The sequence below is a fragment of the Helcococcus kunzii ATCC 51366 genome, from assembly GCF_000245755.1.
In the GTDB taxonomy this organism is placed as follows: Bacteria; Bacillota; Clostridia; order Tissierellales; family Peptoniphilaceae; genus Helcococcus; species Helcococcus kunzii.
In genome coordinates, this window is record NZ_JH601088.1 from 576,389 (window position 1) to 593,981 (window position 17,593).

Annotated in this window: 14 protein-coding genes and 1 pseudogene; 13 read left to right on the top strand and 2 right to left on the bottom strand. The window is 26.3% G+C overall.

What is annotated here, in order from left to right:
* The first annotated feature begins 36 nt into the window (after positions 1-36).
* The 5 genes and pseudogenes from HMPREF9709_RS02580 (at position 37) to HMPREF9709_RS02600 (ending at position 3,996) form a co-directional block, all read left to right on the top strand.
* Entirely contained in the window at positions 37-642 is a 606-nt protein-coding gene (locus HMPREF9709_RS02580; RefSeq protein WP_005397654.1) for a superoxide dismutase, read from the top strand.
* Positions 643-881: 239 nt separating this feature from the next.
* Positions 882-1,526, top strand: coding sequence for a mannose/fructose/sorbose PTS transporter subunit IIA (locus tag HMPREF9709_RS02585; RefSeq protein WP_005397655.1), 645 nt, complete (start codon positions 882-884; stop codon positions 1,524-1,526).
* 134 nt (positions 1,527-1,660) lie between these two features.
* Complete coding sequence (locus tag HMPREF9709_RS02590) at positions 1,661-2,698, top strand: mannose/fructose/sorbose family PTS transporter subunit IIC (RefSeq protein ID WP_005397656.1); 1,038 nt, start codon at positions 1,661-1,663, stop codon at positions 2,696-2,698.
* Between the two features lie 14 nt (positions 2,699-2,712).
* Positions 2,713-3,632: pseudogene (locus HMPREF9709_RS02595) on the top strand (PTS system mannose/fructose/sorbose family transporter subunit IID).
* Position 3,633: 1 nt separating this feature from the next.
* Positions 3,634-3,996, top strand: coding sequence for a DUF956 family protein (locus HMPREF9709_RS02600; RefSeq protein WP_005397663.1), 363 nt, complete (start codon positions 3,634-3,636; stop codon positions 3,994-3,996).
* Between the two features lie 154 nt (positions 3,997-4,150).
* Here the strand turns inward: HMPREF9709_RS02600 and HMPREF9709_RS02605 are convergent, their stop codons facing one another.
* The gene (locus HMPREF9709_RS02605) at positions 4,151-5,035 is read right to left on the bottom strand and encodes a helix-turn-helix transcriptional regulator (protein WP_005397665.1); all 885 of its coding nucleotides are present in this window, start codon (positions 5,033-5,035) and stop codon (positions 4,151-4,153) included.
* A gap of 101 nt (positions 5,036-5,136) precedes the next feature.
* Between HMPREF9709_RS02605 and HMPREF9709_RS09915 the strand changes: the two genes are divergently transcribed.
* The 3 genes from HMPREF9709_RS09915 to HMPREF9709_RS02615 all read left to right on the top strand — a co-directional run bounded on the left by HMPREF9709_RS09915 (position 5,137) and on the right by HMPREF9709_RS02615 (position 10,150).
* Positions 5,137-5,310: a hypothetical protein gene (locus HMPREF9709_RS09915; protein ID WP_005397666.1), complete on the top strand. Its 174-nt coding sequence runs from the start codon at positions 5,137-5,139 to the stop codon at positions 5,308-5,310.
* Between the two features lie 24 nt (positions 5,311-5,334).
* Positions 5,335-8,007 (top strand): class III lanthionine synthetase LanKC N-terminal domain-containing protein, encoded by a 2,673-nt coding sequence (locus HMPREF9709_RS02610; RefSeq protein WP_005397669.1) that lies wholly within the window; start codon positions 5,335-5,337, stop codon positions 8,005-8,007.
* A gap of 550 nt (positions 8,008-8,557) precedes the next feature.
* On the top strand, positions 8,558-10,150 hold the full coding sequence (locus HMPREF9709_RS02615; RefSeq protein WP_005397670.1) for an ATP-binding cassette domain-containing protein: 1,593 nt from the start codon (positions 8,558-8,560) through the stop codon (positions 10,148-10,150).
* A 351-nt stretch (positions 10,151-10,501) separates the two neighbouring features.
* On the opposite strand, the gene HMPREF9709_RS02620 is transcribed toward HMPREF9709_RS02615, so the two are convergent.
* Entirely contained in the window at positions 10,502-11,611 is a 1,110-nt protein-coding gene (locus HMPREF9709_RS02620) for an ammonium transporter family protein (RefSeq protein ID WP_005397672.1), read from the bottom strand.
* Between the two features lie 92 nt (positions 11,612-11,703).
* On the opposite strand from HMPREF9709_RS02620, the gene HMPREF9709_RS02625 reads away from it, so the two are divergent.
* From HMPREF9709_RS02625 to HMPREF9709_RS02645, 5 genes are all read left to right on the top strand, one after another.
* Entirely contained in the window at positions 11,704-12,828 is a 1,125-nt protein-coding gene (locus HMPREF9709_RS02625) for an NAD(P)/FAD-dependent oxidoreductase (RefSeq protein ID WP_005397674.1), read from the top strand.
* A gap of 127 nt (positions 12,829-12,955) precedes the next feature.
* Positions 12,956-13,633: a response regulator transcription factor gene (locus HMPREF9709_RS02630; protein ID WP_005397676.1), complete on the top strand. Its 678-nt coding sequence runs from the start codon at positions 12,956-12,958 to the stop codon at positions 13,631-13,633.
* Positions 13,617-14,507, top strand: coding sequence for a sensor histidine kinase (locus HMPREF9709_RS02635; RefSeq protein ID WP_005397678.1), 891 nt, complete (start codon positions 13,617-13,619; stop codon positions 14,505-14,507). Before HMPREF9709_RS02630 ends, HMPREF9709_RS02635 begins: the two co-directional genes overlap by 17 nt.
* 106 nt (positions 14,508-14,613) lie before the next feature.
* Complete coding sequence (locus HMPREF9709_RS02640) at positions 14,614-15,360, top strand: ABC transporter ATP-binding protein (RefSeq protein WP_005397680.1); 747 nt, start codon at positions 14,614-14,616, stop codon at positions 15,358-15,360.
* A gap of 1 nt (position 15,361) precedes the next feature.
* The gene (locus tag HMPREF9709_RS02645) at positions 15,362-17,284 is read left to right on the top strand and encodes an ABC transporter permease (RefSeq protein WP_005397682.1); all 1,923 of its coding nucleotides are present in this window, start codon (positions 15,362-15,364) and stop codon (positions 17,282-17,284) included.
* The last annotated feature ends 309 nt before the right edge of the window (positions 17,285-17,593 follow it).

Below are 17,593 nucleotides of genomic sequence, written 5' to 3' on the forward strand. Positions count from 1 at the left end.
TAAATATTTGAAATTAAATTCTAAAGGGAGGAATTTATGAAATTTGAATTACCAAAATTACCGTATGCATTTGATGCATTAGAACCACATATTGATGCGAAGACAATGGAAATCCACCATGATAAACATCATGCGACTTATGTAAATAAATTAAATGATGCACTTGAAGGTCATGAAGATTTACAAGATAAAACATTAGAAGAATTAATTAGTGATATTGATGCATTACCATCAGATATTCAAACAGCAGTTAGAAACAATGGTGGAGGACATGCAAACCATTCATTCTTCTGGGAAGGATTATGCAATGATGGTTGCGAACCACAAGGTAATCTAAAAGAAGCTATTGAAAAGAAATTTGGTTCAATCGATGAATTTAAAGATGAATTTTCAAAAGCTGCAGCAGGAAGATTTGGTTCAGGTTGGGCATGGTTAGTATTAAATAATGGCGAATTAGAAATTATTTCAACACCAAACCAAGACTCACCATTAATGGAAGTTAAAACTCCAATAATCGGATTAGACGTTTGGGAACATGCATACTATCTAAAATATCAAAACAAAAGACCAGAATATATTAAAGCATTCTTTAATGTATTAAATTGGGAAAAAGCTGAAGAAAGATTTAATGAAGCTAAATAAATAAATTAGACGGTTGCAAAGTAACATTTTTAGTTATTTTGTAACCGTCTTTTTTTTGCCTTAAAATTATAATTAACATTTTTTGATGTAAAATTTTTAATATATTTTTAGCTTTACTATATGATTAATAAAAAATATCATATTTTTATTGTATATTTCATATAATAGTAGAATATATTCATACTTAGATAATATTTAATCAAATAGTATAATTCTAAATTAAAGAAAGGAAGGTGTTTATGGTTGGTATTATTATAGCAAGTCACGGTTCATTAGCAGAAGGTATACTTCAAGCTAGTGAGATGATTTTTGGTAAACAAGATAATGTCGCAGCGTGCACATTATTACCAAGTGAAGGTCCTGAAGATATCAAGAGAAAAATTGAAGAAGCTATTTCTTCTTTTGATAGTCAAGATGAAATACTAATACTTGCTGATTTATGGGGCGGTACTCCATTTAATCAAGCATCTCAAGTAATAGCAGGTCATGAAGACAAATGGGCTATAGTTGCAGGAGTTAATCTGCCGATGGCAATAGCTTCTTTTTGGAAAAGATTCGCTGAAGAATCAGCTCAAGCAATTGCTAAAAATGTTTTAGGAGGAGGTAAAAACGATGTTAAAATTAATCCGGAATCATTAGTTCCTAAAGTTGAAACAAAGGCAAAAGAAGTTAAAGTTGTTATAGGATCAATTCCAGAAGGTACAGCTATTGGAGATGGAAAATTCAATTATGTATTGGCACGTATTGATACAAGACTTTTACATGGACAAGTTGCAACCGGTTGGACAAAATCTACTAATCCTGACAGAATCATTGTAGTAAGTGACAAGGTAGCACAAGATGATTTAAGAAAAAATATGATTATGGAAGCTACTCATCCATAAGTAACATCTCGTGTAGTTCCTATTTGGAAAATGATAGAAGTATCCAAGTATCCAAGTATCCAAGATTCGGAGGAAATAGAGCGATGCTTATTTTCGAAACTCCTTAAGATATATTAAAAGCTATTGAAGGTGGAGTGGATATTAAGGAAATTAACTTAGGTTCAATTGATTACTCATTAGGAAAAGATGTTATTACAACTTCAGTTGCTATGGGAAAAGAAGATTACGAAGCTTTAGATAAATTAAGAAAAATGGGAATCAAATTTGATGTTCGTAAAGTGCCGACTGATAAGGGCGAAAATTTTGATAACATGATGAAAAAAGCAAAAGAACAACTTTATTATGAGGGTTTTATGAGTACAATGCAAATTATTCTAATTTTTCTAATAGCATTTTTAGCAGGCACTGAAGGTGTATTAGATCAATTTCAATTTCATCAACCAACTGTAAGCTGTACTTTGATTGGTTTGGTAACAGGACATTTAAAAGAAGGAGTCATTTTAGGTGGTTCCTTACAACTTATAACTTTAGGATGGGCAAATGTTGGTGCTGCAATAGCTCCAGACGTTGCTTTAGCTGGTGTATCAGCTGCGATTATCATGGTTTTAGGTTTACAAAGCGGTGATGTTTCAAATGTAAATACAGCCATTAACACATCAATTTTTATAGCTGTTCCTATTGCTATCGCTGGTCTATTCTTAACAATGATAGTTAGAACAATTAGTATATCATTAGTTCATGGTATGGATAGAGCTGCTGAAACAGGAAATTTCAAAGCCATAGATGGGCTAAGTATTTTAGCTGTGACACTACAAGGTTTAAGAATTGCTATCCCAGCATTAATTATTTGTTTAATAAGCCCAGAAGTTGTTACAAATGCTCTTAATTCAATGCCTAAATGGTTAACAGAAGGTATGGTAATTGGTGGTGGTATGGTTGCTGCTGTGGGTTACGCAATGGTTATTAATCTAATGGAAACAAAAGAAACATGGCCATTCTTTGCTCTAGGTTTTGCGATTTCAGCATTATCAGAATTAACATTAATCGCTTTAGGTGTAATCGGTATTTCTTTAGCATTAATTTACACAACATTAAAAAATGCAAGCAAAAATAACAACTCAGGTAATGGTGGTTCAGGCGATCCACTTGGCGATATACTGAATGACTATTAAAAGGAGGCGTCATAATGACTGATAAAAAAATTAAATTAAGCAAATCTGATAGAATTAAAGTTGCATTTAGACATCAATTTTTACAAAGTTCATGGAATTATGAAAGAATGCAAAATGGTGGTTGGGCATTTTCTATGATACCTGCTATCAAAAGATTATATACTTCAAAAGATCAATAAATTGCAGCTTTAAAGAGACATTTAGAGTTCTATAATACTCATCCTTATGTTTCATCACCAGTTTTAGGTGTAACTTTAGCTTTAGAAGAAGATAGAGCGAATGGTACTCCAATCGACGATGCAACAATACAAGGGATTAAAGTTGGTATGATGGGACCTTTAGCAGGTGTTGGTGACCCTCTATTTTGGTTTACATTAAGACCAATTTTAGGTGCTTTAGGTGCAACTCTAGCTTTAACAGGTAATATTTTAGGACCAATCATATTCTTCTTTGCGTGGAATATTATAAGAATTGCATTTGAATGGTACACACAAGAATTTGGATATAAAGTTGGTAGAAAAATTACAAATAACTTATCGGGCGGATTATTAGGAACAGTTACTCAAGTTGCTTCAATACTAGGTATGTTCATAATAGGAGCGTTAGTAAATAGATGGGTAAATATCTCATTTGCACCAGTTGTTTCATCTATCCAACAACAGCCAAAAACATTCATAGATTGGGCGAATTTACCAGCTGGACCTGAAGGGATTAAACATGCATTATCAATGTATGATTCAATTGGAAGCACTGCTCTTGATCCAATAAAAACAACAACTCTTCAAAATAACTTAGATCAATTAATTCCAGGTCTGCAGCACTATTATTAACATTGTTATGTGCTAAATTGCTAAAGAAAAAAGTATCTCCTATTTTAATAATTCTAGTATTATTTGCAGTAGGTATTTTAGGACATTTAGTAGGTTTACTATAAAATGGCAAGTTCATTAAATACTAAAGTAACTTATACAACTAAAGCTACATCTTATCTAAGATTAAGTAGTTACGGAAATGTTATGATAGGAAATAATGCTTTTGAATTTTATAATGAAAAAAATCCTAATGATTTTATCCAAATTCCATGGAATGAAATTGATCACATTTCTGCAAGTGTCATTTTCAACAAATGGATAAGTAGATTTGCAATATTTACAAAACACAATGGACACTTTACATTTTCAACAAGAAATAATAGAAGAACTCTTCGAGAAGTAAAAAAATATTTCGATGAAAAGAAAATGCTAAAATCAATGTCTATATGGAAATATATTAAAATGAAGATGTTTAAATCAAAATAAATATTTTTAGATTAAATTAAGATACATTTATATATCTTGATTTGAGAAATAATAATGAGGTTAGATTTTTCACTAATCTCATTATTGTTTTAAATTAAAATACTGTTAATGAATTATACTCATAAATATATATTATTATTATTAATATTATTTATTATTTTTTTTTTTTTTTTTGCTTATTTTCAATTAATCTCTTTAAGTTATATTTTTTATATATGTCACATAAAACTAATGATTTTGATAAATAGTCATTTGCAAATTCAGTATTTTCGATTTTTTTATAATTAATATAATTCAAATAATATAAAAACGGTAGATAAGTAAAGTTATTTACTTCACAGCAAGTATCAATACAATTATTTGTAATTTCAATACTATAATTGAAATCTTCTTCTCTTGATTTTAGTGTTGCATATTGGATAGTAACGATAAAATAGCTAGTATTAATCTCTTGAAGACTATTATAACAAAATTCAACAATTTCTTTATACATTAGTTTATTTCCTTGTGATAAATAAGCTTTAGATAAAGCAATTAAAGCACGTAGTTCTATAGAAGAGTAAGAAAAGTGTTTATAGTTATTTATTGTAAAATGCTTATTAGAAATCATTAGTCCAGTGAGTAAATGTTCTATAGATTTATTATAGTTTTTTTCTTTGGAATTTAAATAGTAGAATCCATAAACAAAATTATAATATTGCTTAATAAAAGGGTTTGATATTGAAATTTGTTTTAAATTATCAATTTTAATTTTTACTTCATCATATCTCTTATCAGAAATAAAATTTTCTATCTCATTTATGCTTGATTTAATATCTATATTATGGAATTTATTATAGTCATAAAAAAGGTGTATTAATTCAATCTTGTATATATTAGATAAAGTAATAAGGTCTTCAATACTAGGGATCGAATTATTGTTTTCAATATCGATTATTTTTCTTCTACTAATTCCTGATAAATCTGAAAGTTCAATTTGTGTAAGATTCCTCTGTATCCTTAATTCTTTTAATTTCTTAGAAAAGGCAATTAAGTCCATACTATTCTCCCTAAATATTATGTGCAGATTTTTGCACTTTTAAAAATGTTTTATTATATATTATTATATTAACATATATATTAATTGATTAGGAGTAAAATATGAAAAAAAAATTAATAAATAAAATAGTAATATATTTAGTATTTTCTATATCATTGTTAAGCATAAATTCAAAATATAATCAGAATCTTAATGTAATAATTTCAAATAGTGAAGATGATAATGGTGAATATATTACTCCAGATAATGTAAAAATTCGCAATTATTTCATTTAAATAGATATTAATTTAGGGGAGTTTATGTCAGATTATAGGAAAGTATACCATAAACATTGTGGTAATAATAAATTTTATATAAATAAAAAGTATAATGGAGAAGAAAAACTTTTTGAAAAAATAAAAAATATGTTTAATTGGAATAATACATATTCTATTAAAAAGTTTCCTTGGAGGATAATCCATTTCAATGAAAATGTTTCAAGAAAAATAACGGCCGGTTGGAAAATACATATATCTTCAACTAAAGAAAATTATATGGAAGTATTATATAAATCAATTAAATATTTAATTAATAATAGAATTGACTTTAAGTTCATATCATCGGAAAATGGTTACCTATATATTAACAGCAAACAAATAAGTACAGTTTCGTCTGGAAAATTTATAACAATTTATCCAAGAGAGCATGAATTTTTAAAAGTAATTGAAGATTTATATTATATTTTAGAAGGATATAATGGAAGTTATATTCTTACAGATCAAGCTTATAAAGATTCTAAAATTGTATTCTATAGATTTGGTGAACACTATCCGATTAATACAATAAATAAATTTGGAAATATAGAAAATATAATTTTAACTTATAATGGTGAATTTGATAAAGACATTCGTGAGCCTTATTATAAGGAGTATGATTGGACTGAAAAATATAACTTTGAGTACGATGAGAATGAAATATCGAATTTAATTAATAAGTATGATATTAAAGAAATAATTTCAAGTGGTGGTGCAATGACATCATTTTTAGGTTACAACAGGATAAACGGTGATAAATGTTTTATTAAAGAAGCAAGGCAATTTTCTGGATTAGATGATAAAAATAAATATTCTCAATATAGAATTAGAAAAGAATATGAATATCTTAATAATTTATCAGGTAAAAATTATGTCCCGGTAGTAATTGATTTTATTGAAGAAGGGGGAAATTCATACCTTGTGGAAGAGTTTATTGAAGGACAAAATTTAATACAATGGTTAAATTTAAATAATTTTTTATTTAAGCCATATAAAACAGAAGAATATATTTATCAATATATAAAAAGAATAGATAAAATCCTACAAAATATTGTAAATATTTTTATAGATTTAGATAAAAATGATATATATATTAATGATATTTCCCCAAATAATATTATTATATGCGATAATGATGATGTAAAAATTATTGATTTTGAATATGCATATTCAAAAAATAGTGATGACATAGCTAATGTATTTACTCCTGGTTATGATTCCAAATTATATTCACATTATAGAGAAAAAGAGCTAGATAAGTTTAGAAAAATTATTTTATTTTTATTTTTCCCATTTACAAATATGTATGATCTAAATGAGGATAAATTCAAAGAGATAATTCTATGGTTTTATAAAAACTATAGTAAGTATTTAAATAATTTTATTAAAAAAGTGTTAAAAATGTTAATAGTCAATGATTTGCCAGAATTTCTTGACTATATTATTTACGATGATAACAAAATTAAATTTTCGTTTGTTAATATAAGAGATAAAATTAATAATGCACTTATTAAAACCTCATTTAATGAAATCATAAATAATGCAAGTTTTGAGGAATCGAATGAATATATATTTCCATCTGATGTAGAAGTATTTTATACCAATAAATTTGGTTTAAAAGTAGGTGCTTTAGGAGTATTATGGGGATTAGATTATTTATCTAATTCAAATCAATATTTAAATAATGTTCAGATAAAGGATTTTATAAGAAAATCCGTTAATTACTGCATAGCAGGAATAATTAATAATATATATCCTCAAAAAGGTTTAGATGTTGGATACTATGGTATGGCATTAGCGTTATTAGAATTGGGGAAAATTGATTCAGCAAAATATATCCTAAATATAGCTAATAGTTTAGATTATGAGTATAATAACACCATGTCATATGGGAATTCTGGGCAATTAATTACTAATATTAAGTTTTATAATGTTACTAAAAACAAAGTTTATAAGGATACATCAGATCTATTAGGTAAACATTTAATTAATTCACTTTTACCTATCGAATATACTGGTATAGGAGAAGGTAATACAGGTATTGCATTAGCTTTATTTTATTATTTTTTATTAACAAAAGATATAACTTTATTAGAAATAATAGAAAGTAAATATAAACTCGATATTGATAAATTTGATTATTATAATTACTATCATAATAATTTTCAATTTTTAAATACAAAATATGAAGAAAAAAAATTGATGTTTTCTCCCTATGTGTATGATGGCACTGCAGGTATTGGAATGCTATTGGTTAGATTATATATAGTAACAAAAAAACGAGATTATTATGAAGAATTGATTAGAATCATAAAATTTATGGATATTGAGGTAACATATATGGCTACTTATTCTAAAGGGTTGTCTGGTATCTTAGATTTCTTATTGGATTGTCTTTATGTGGTGGAAGATTATGATGTACTAGATTTTTTAATTAATTTAATAAAAAGAGTATCTAATAGTATTATGTTATTTTACTCAAAAGAAAATAAGTTATTTTTAGGAGAGCAATTATTTCGTCTTTCTACAGATTTATATTCAGGTAGTTTAGGGATAATAATTGTATTAAAAAGATATATTCGTTTGATAGAAGAAAAAATATTAGAACCCAGTTTCTTTTTTTATTTAGATAAAGATTTTAATATTTTTTCTGATAAAAAAATATATTTTAATTTTTAGGAAGGGGGGTGAAATTGTGAAAACTTTGAGAAATTTACAAAAATTGCCAAAAGAAGTAAATAGAATTGAAATGGCAATAAGTTGTACATCATGTGGAGAGGGTAGTTGTAACGGAAATTAAGGAGGAAATAATGAAAAAATTGAGAAGTTTACAAAAATTACCAAGAGAAGTGAAAAGAATTGAAATAGCAATAAGCTGCACATCATGTGGAGCAGGAAGCTGTAACGGAAATTAAGGAGGAGATAATGAAAAAATTGAGAAGTTTACAAAAATTACCAAGAGAGGTGAACAGAATTGAAATAGCGATAAGCTGCACATCATGTGGAGCAGATAGCTGCAATGGAAATTAACACAAAATAATAAAAAATATAAATCTTCTCAAAACCATTTTAAAGAGTAAATAAATTGGTAAAAAGCATAAATTTTACAAAATGTAGAGAAGATAGCTGTTATAATTAAAAATCTTGATTTAGATAATCTTATATGAAAAACTATAATGTATAAGATTATCTATTTTAATATATAATCCTAACAATGAAAGGATAAATTATGAAAATTATAAATATGTTAAATAAAAAAATATTAGTACTATATATTATTTTGGCGGTCTTGATGTCTTTTGATAATTTAGTTTTGCCAATGGCAGTAGAAAATATTATTAAAGCTGCAGAAAGTTCAGATGTAAATAGGTTAAAGTATGTAGTAATAATTAGCACATTAACTTGGATATTATCTAAAACTTTATCTTATCTTTTTAATAGAAATAAACACAAGCTTTCTGAAAATTATCAAATTACAATGAAATCAAAATTATATAACGCTTTTATTAATTTAAATATTAGTCCAGAAAGTTTTCAAAATATTATATATAAAGATATTAATTTGATTGAAGAAAATTATCTAAATTCAATTTTTGGAGTAATAGTATGTGTTTTTTTATCAAGTATATCTTTAGTCTATATGTTTCAATTGGATTTTTATCTATCCTTAGTATTTATTATAATGGCGATTTTTCCTGTAATATTTTCAGGAGTATTTGATAAAAAAATTATTTCATTAGGTGAAATTGTTTCTATAAATAATGAAAAATATATAAAAGATATAAATGAAAATATTAAGGGGATCCAAATACTTAAATATTATCAAAGAAAAGACTATTTTAAGGAAAAGAATTTTACAATATTAAATAATTTAGAAAATTCGAATTTTAAGAAAAAAGAACTTTTGAGTAGAGTAACAATGTATGTATTAATAATTTATGGATTTTCTTATATATTACCAATAGGATATGGAGCATATAGAATAATACAAGGCAAATCAACTGTAGCTGCATTGATGGGAATATATTTAATAGCGGATAAAGCTATATCTCCATTAACTAGTATTGCATCATATTTTAATTCAATGAAATCTGTAAAAACTATTAAAGATAAATTGACTAAAACAATTGAACAGTCAATTGAATTAGAAAATGCGAATATAGGTTCTGAAATTGAAGATATTGTAACATTAGAATTAAATTCTGTAGGTATAGGTTATGGATTTGAATTATTTAATATTAGTGAAGTAATTAGTAAAGGAGAAAAAATTCTACTAATTGGAGACTCTGGATCAGGAAAATCATCGTTATTTAAAACTTTATTCAAGGAAATACCTTTATTATCAGGAAGTATTAGAATCAATGGTATGGATATATCAAAGATTGAAAAGAAAAGTTTATACAAAAAGATTGGATATATTCCACAAGAAATTATTATTTTTGATGAAACTGTTAAATTTAACGTTACACTAGGGGAAAACTTTAGTGATGAAGAAGTAATCTATGTATTAAACTCTGCTGGATTTAACAGATATGATTTAGATAATTTTATAAGAAAAGAAGCTGGAGATTCAGGAAAAAACTTATCAGGAGGAGAGAAAGCGAGAATATGTGTTGCAAGAGCGTTAATTAGAAATTACAATATTCTTTTAATTGATGAGTTTTCAGCAGCTTTGGATAAAAATGTTACCAAAGAAATTAGACGTTTATTATTGGATATGGATATTACAATAATAGAAATAGCTCATCACTATGATAAATCAGATATAAAATTATTTGATAAGATTTATGAGATAAAAAATAAGAAATTTTTAGTTAAATAATGATGTTGAATTTAGAAAGTAGAAAGTTATGGTTCTTTGTCAAATAATGTAGATGAGGAATAAAAAATAAATATGAAGTTAGATTTTACTATAAATCAAATAAGATGTTATTCCGATTATTTAATAATATTATTTTACAAAGAACCGATTATTATCTTTTAATTTATTAACAAAATAAAAGATAATAAAACAAAAATTAATATTTAAGTTTTGAAATTCTTTCTTGAGCATCTTTATACACTTTAGAGTCAGCTCTTGCTCCAATTATAATCATTAATTGCTTCTTCAATAAAAATGAGTTTATAATTCATTCGATTTCATCCTCATCAATTGGAGAAATTTCATCAAAGTTTACGTTAAATTTTTTTCAAATTCTTCCAAAGTAACTATTTTTTCTTTGTCATATGAAGAAATTCTTTCATTTGCAAGTATGATATCTCTAGCGTTTCTATTCACAATCTTGGCAACAATAAATGTCACGACAACTGAAAGTAATACGGTGATAAATATGCCTACTAATTGTCCTATAAATATATTTTTTATAAATAAAATGGTACCTAAAGAACCTAATAATCCGCCAAAACCATTCATAGCAAATGAATCAACTACATCGTCAAATTCAAATTTTTTGTTTATAGATTTCATAATAAAGTAAGTGAAGAAACTTGCGAAAAATACTATTAAAATAATTTGAAATGTATTGACATATCCTACACTAGAAGTGCTTGTTACAAGTCCAACAATCATTCCATTTAATAAGATGTCGGTTTGTATATCTTTTTCTAAAATATAATTTCCAAGTGTCCAAGAAATACCACCAGCAATGATTGCTAAAAGTGATTTTAATAAGATTAGAGCGGATTCACCATTAAGTTCTCCGACTGGACCTGCATTAAACATAAACCAACCGAGAGTGATAAATACCATTCCGATGTAAATCCAAGCGTTTCTTGGTTTTGATGACTTAGTATTACTTTTACCCAAAATTAACGCAAGAATGAAACTTGAAATACCAGCGGACAAGTGAACTACCATTCCTCCTGAAAAGTCCAAAGCTCCTAATTTATTTATGAATCCACTATCTGTCCAGAAAAAATTTACTAATGGGGTGTAGACGAAAACTCCCCAAATCGGGACGATAATTATAACTTGTTTTAGAGTGATTCTATCTATGACTGATCCAATCAACATAACAACAGCATATAGGCAGAAACATAGTTGAAACAATATATTAATTATTTTATCGAAGTTATTATCGTTTAATGAAAGAATAGTATCAAACTTTCCTTCAAACGCAATAAAATATGCTCCGAAAAGCCATGTAAGGGTGGCGATTAGAATGGATAATGTAAATATTTTTATGATATGTTCTTCCTTCTCTTTATTTACAATACCATAATATAGACATCCAACGCCAAATATCATCAACCACATCATGAAAATTCCAATTAATAAAAACATTTTACCTCCTATATCTAAATGAGAATCATTTGCAATTACAAAATATAAGATATATAATATAGAAAACGATGAAACATGTCAAGGAGAAGTTTATGAGAGAATATAAAATTATAGTAATAGGTGCTGGTGCGGCTGGTATAGGTGTCGCAACAACTATTAAACATTTTGGATTTAAAAATGAAGACTTTTGTGTGATAGAGAGAGGTGAAATAGGAGAATCTTTCTTAAATTGGCCAGAAGAGACTAGATTTATAACTCCTTCTTTTACAACTAATGGGTTCGGATTTGTTGATATTAATGCTGTAATTCCTGATACATCACCTGCTTATACATTTGAAAAAGAGCATTTATCAGGTAAAGAATATGCAAAATATTTACAAATGGCGGCAGAGTATTATGAATTACCAATTATGGAAAATACTGAAGTGTTGTCTATTGAAAAAACGAGTGACGATAAATATGCGTTAAAAACAAATAATGAAGATTTTGAAGCGAAATATATTATAGTTGCTACAGGTGAATTTCAAAATCCTAATAAGAGTATTATCAAAGGTTATGAATATGCAATACATTATGGAGAAGTTTCTAGTTTTTCAGATTTTAAGGATGGCGAATATTGCGTAATAGGTGGAAATGAAAGTGGTGTAGATGCTTTGGTAAATCTAGTAGAAAATGGTAATAAAGTGAATCTATTCACCAATAGTTTTGGTCCTAATGAAGATAATCCTGATCCAAGTGTTTCACTTTCTCCGATTACAAAAACAAGATTATATAATTTAAATAAAGAGAAATACAATGTACATGAAGGTAAAAAATTAATAGAAATAGTCAAGCTAGATGATGGTTATAATTTGATTTTTGATGATAATACCAATTATTTTACAAAAAACAAACCAATATTATCTACTGGATTCAATCCTTGTGTGCATGAGATTAAAGGAGATATTTTTGAATACAATAATGAAGGATTGCCAATAGTTAGCATAAAAGATGAGTCAACAATTGCTGAAAATATATTTTTAGTAGGGCCAAGTTTAAGACAAAATAATATAATTTTCTGTTATATTTACAAGTTTAGACAAAGATTTGCTACAACTATTATGGAAATAGCGCAACGAGAAGGCATAACAATAGATAATCAAATTATAGATCTATATCGTAGAAATCAAATGCTATTAGATGATCTAAGTTGTTGTGATGTTTCATGTAATTGTTAAATAAATAGAATATTTTCGTAAAAAATCCCTAATGAATATTTAGGGATTTTTTTTATATAGTAAAGAATTAAATGGTACAATATAAGTAGTAATGAATGATAAATTTTCAAATAATTAAGAGGATATTATGAAAATATTGATAATTGAAGATGATAGATTAATACGTAATTTGCTAAAAAGAGAGTTGGAAAAGTGGGATTATCAAGTTGAGATAGTTGAGGATTTTAATCAAACTATAGAAATGTTCAATAAAATAAAGCCACATCTTGTATTAATGGATATAAAATTGCCTGTTTTTGATGGCTATTATTTTACGAGAGAGATTAGAAAAACTTCAGACATTCCAATTGTATTTATATCTTCAAAATCTGATAATATGGATCAAATAATGGCAATCGAAATGGGAGCGGATGATTTTATTGCTAAACCATTTGATTTAAATTATGCCATTTCTAAAGTTAAAGCAAATTTTAGAAGGGCATATACATATGATATTTCTGAGATAGCTACAAGCGATAAATTTCAATATGATCCTACTAAAATGGAGTTTGAATATAAAGGAAATAAAATTGAGCTTACAAAGACTGAAAATACCATTTTGGATTTATTGATAAAAGATATAAATAATTTTGTTACAAGAAGTGAATTGATGCAGGCGTGTTGGCAAGGAGATGACTATATTGATGATAATACTTTATTTGTAAATATTAGTAGATTAAGAAAGAAATTGTCATCTTTGGGATTAGAAGATGTTATAGAAACTAAGAAAAATGTAGGATATAGATTCAATGAAGAAAATATTTGAAAATATTAAAATGAAAAGTAAAGAATTATTATTTGTAGCATTAAACTTGATAATGTTTTTTATAATAATGTGGCTATTTGATGTTAGAAAAGAAGTATTTATAGTATTGAGTTTAATGAGTTTTATATCCATTATTTTTTACTTACTCTCTACATTTGATTCATTAGAAAAAGAAAAATATACTAAAGAGAGAATTGTTGATTTAGAGAAAAAAATTCGAGAACTGGAAGAAAAAAATACAGAGACAAGAAATGATATTAAAGATTATTTTCTATCTTGGATTCATCAGATAAAGACACCCATTACCTCATTAAATTTATTAGCGGAAACCTTAAATGAAAACGAAAGAAATCAGATAAAGATGATTTCTTTATCAATAGAAAATTACACAGATATGGCTCTTTCCTATTTAAATCTTTCAGATTTTTCTGCTGATATTAATATTAAGACGTTCGAATTATCAGATATAGTTAAGAAATTAATTAGAAAATATAGAGTACATTTTATTGAAACAAATACTAAGCTAATCTTTAAGGATTTTAATAAAATGGTTATAAGTGATAAAAAATATTTAGAACTTATGTTAGAGCAGATAATCAATAATGCGGTAAAATATGCGAGTGGTAAGGAAGTGTATATAGGATATAAAGATAATTATTTATATATAAAAGACACGGGTTATGGTATAAAAAATGATGAAATAAAAATGATATTTAATAGGGGATATTCTTCAGAAAATAGTATTAACCCAAATAAATCTTCCGGGATAGGTCTATATATCGTAAAAAGAATATCTCAAAAACTTAACCATAGAGTTTTGGTGGATTCAACAATTGGTCATTCCACAGAGTTTAGAATATATTTTAATGATTAAGCTTACAAAACTGTAAGGTTAAAATTATAATTTGTAATGTTAGATAAAAGCGCTAAATACTTAAGCTAACTATAATATAAGTATAAAGTGAAAAAAGGAGTTAGCAATGAAAGTATTAGAAGTAAAAAATTTAAGAAAAATATATAAAAAGACAAATACGGAAGCTTTGAAGAATGTAAACTTTTCAGTAGAAAAAAATGAATTTGTTGCAATTATGGGTGAAAGTGGTTCTGGAAAATCTACCTTATTAAATATAATTGCAACTTTAGATAAGCCAACATCTGGAAGTGTGCTGATAAATGAAAATAATATAGAATCATTAACTTCTGATAAATTAGCAAATTTTAGAAGAGAAGAATTAGGTTTTGTATTTCAAGATTTTAATTTGATAGATACATTTAATGTAAAAGATAATATTTTATTACCTCTTGTCCTTTCAAATGTAAATCATAAAAATTTTGATGAGCGATTAAATGAAGTGGCAAAAGAGTTAAATATTTCAGAAATAATAAATAAAAATGTTAATCAATTATCTGGTGGTCAAAAGCAAAGAGTAGCTATTGCAAGAGCTTTAATTACAAATCCTAGCCTAATTTTAGCAGATGAACCTACAGGACAATTAGATAGTAAATCTTCTGAAATAGTAATGAATACTTTTGAAAACATAAATAAAAACAATAATACGATTTTAATGGTTACACATTCCATAAGATCTGCATCATTTGCTCAAAGAGTGTTATTTATAAAGGATGGGATTCTTTTTCATGAGATTTATCGTGGTGAAATATCTAATATAGATTTCGCGGAAAAAATTTCAAATTCATTGACCCTATTAAATAGAATGGGGGAATAATATGATTACTAAATTAGCGAAGAAGAATTTACGAGCAAATTTAAAAAACATTATTCCATTTATAATATCAAATGCAATAGTTTATGCGGTTTTGTTTGTAATGGTGTCACTTACTCAAAACGAATATGTAAGGACAAGACATGTAATGTTAAAAACAATGATGCAATTTGGTGCTGCAATTACATCTTTTATTGCCTTAATATTTACCATTTATTCCCAACGATCCATCATGAAAAGAAGATATAGAGAGCTTTCTTTATATCAAGTTTTAGGATTAGAAAAAAAACATGTAAGCAGTATGCTATTTAAAGAATCCCTAATAATCTTTGTAATTGTAAGCATATTATCAGTTTTGACAGGTTATGTTTTTGGGATATTTTCTTTCTTAGTGTTAAGGAAATCCCTTAATTTTACATTAGATGCCTTTAATATTTTTAAGTTTGAGACAACTGCTTTAATTTTCACAATTGGTATATTATTAGTAGGATTCATTTTAAATATCATTATTAATATTTTTAAGATATCAAGAAAAAGTCCTACCGAACTAATGCAATATGAAAAAGAAGCTGAAAAAGAACCTAAAATTAATTTTATTACACTGATTATTGGCTTGATTTGTTTAATAGTATCTTATATAGTTGCAAATAAAATAAAATTACCAGAATCATTCATTGGTTTATTTATTTGCATATTTGTAATAGTTATCGCAACTTATTTATTATTTTCTTCTTTATCAATTTTTATATTAAAAGCAAAAAGAAAAAACAAAAAATATTATTATAAACAAGAAAATTTTCTATCAATTTCAAACTTATTATATAGAATGAAATCAAATGCTATTAGTTTAGCAACAATAACAGTTTTGTGTTCAGGAGTTATTATCGCTTTATCAGTATCATATACGCTTGGAAGATCTATGGCCGAGATGAAATTAGATGCTGATTATCAAATTGATTATCATTTTAAACCAAATGAAATGTTAAAAAAGGATAGAGATGATAAAATTAAATATTTTGATAAAGAATTAGAAAAAGTAAATGACAAAAAATACTTTTTATATTATCAAAATATGGTAAAAATTAACAGTGAAGGAGAAATTGAAAATCTTGCTATTGAAGATAATATGTTTTCTCCAAATTCTGTTAGTTTAACAGTGACAACTTTTGATGAATATAATAAATTATATAATTCTAATCTTGAAAAACTTTCTAATAATGAAGTATATCTAAGTACAGAAATTAAAGGGATTAAACAAATAAAGCTTGGAGATAAAACATTTATTCCTAAAAAATTTTCGGGAAAACAAGATCCGTTCATGGCTATGAATCAATCATATATTCTTGTAAATGATACAAATATTATTGATAATTTTATTAATAAATTAAATGAAAAGGAATCAAAAAATACTAATTATTCCCTAAAGATATTAGTTAATGACAATAAAGATGAAAATCTTGAATCATATCTAACTAATTTTGCTAAACAACAAAATTTAAGATTCACTTCAAATAGAGAATTATGGCAATTTGTTCAAGAATTTTCAGGCGGATTTTTCTTCTTAGGAGTTTTAATCTCGATAGTGTTTATGGTGGTTACATCATTAGTATTATATTTCAAACAACTGTCAGAAGCCTATGAAGATAAAAATAATTATATAATACTAAAGAAATTAGGTGTTTCCGAAACAACAGCAATAAACACAATAAAAAGACAGATGAAATCAGTATTCATTTTGCCGGTCCTAGTTGCTGTTATCCATAATATTGTACTAGTCAGAGTAGTATCTCAAATGCTTGCTCTATTTGGTACACGTGGAAATACTTATCTTATCAACTTAATCATACTCTCTGCAATATTTACAATAGTTTATATAATAATATATTCAATTGTACAAAGGTCATATAAGAAGATTGTGTGGGGGTAGAAATTTGTAAAAATAATATAGCTGCGTGGCTCAAAAAATGAGATGATTGAATCATCTCATTTTTTTTGCGCATTCCTCGCTTAATATTATTTTTACAAATTTAATAGAGGTATCGTGGGTTTGGGGAATTGATGGAGGCCTTAAGGGTAGAGTATAAGGCGAAATGGTACTAAAATTCATATTATTAAATTTGGTACCATTTTTTTAGAGTGAATTTGGAACCAAATTTGATATTTTAAGATTTAGTACCAATTTCGACGAAAATTTTTGGAACCAAATTTGATATTTTAAGATTTAGTACCAATTTCG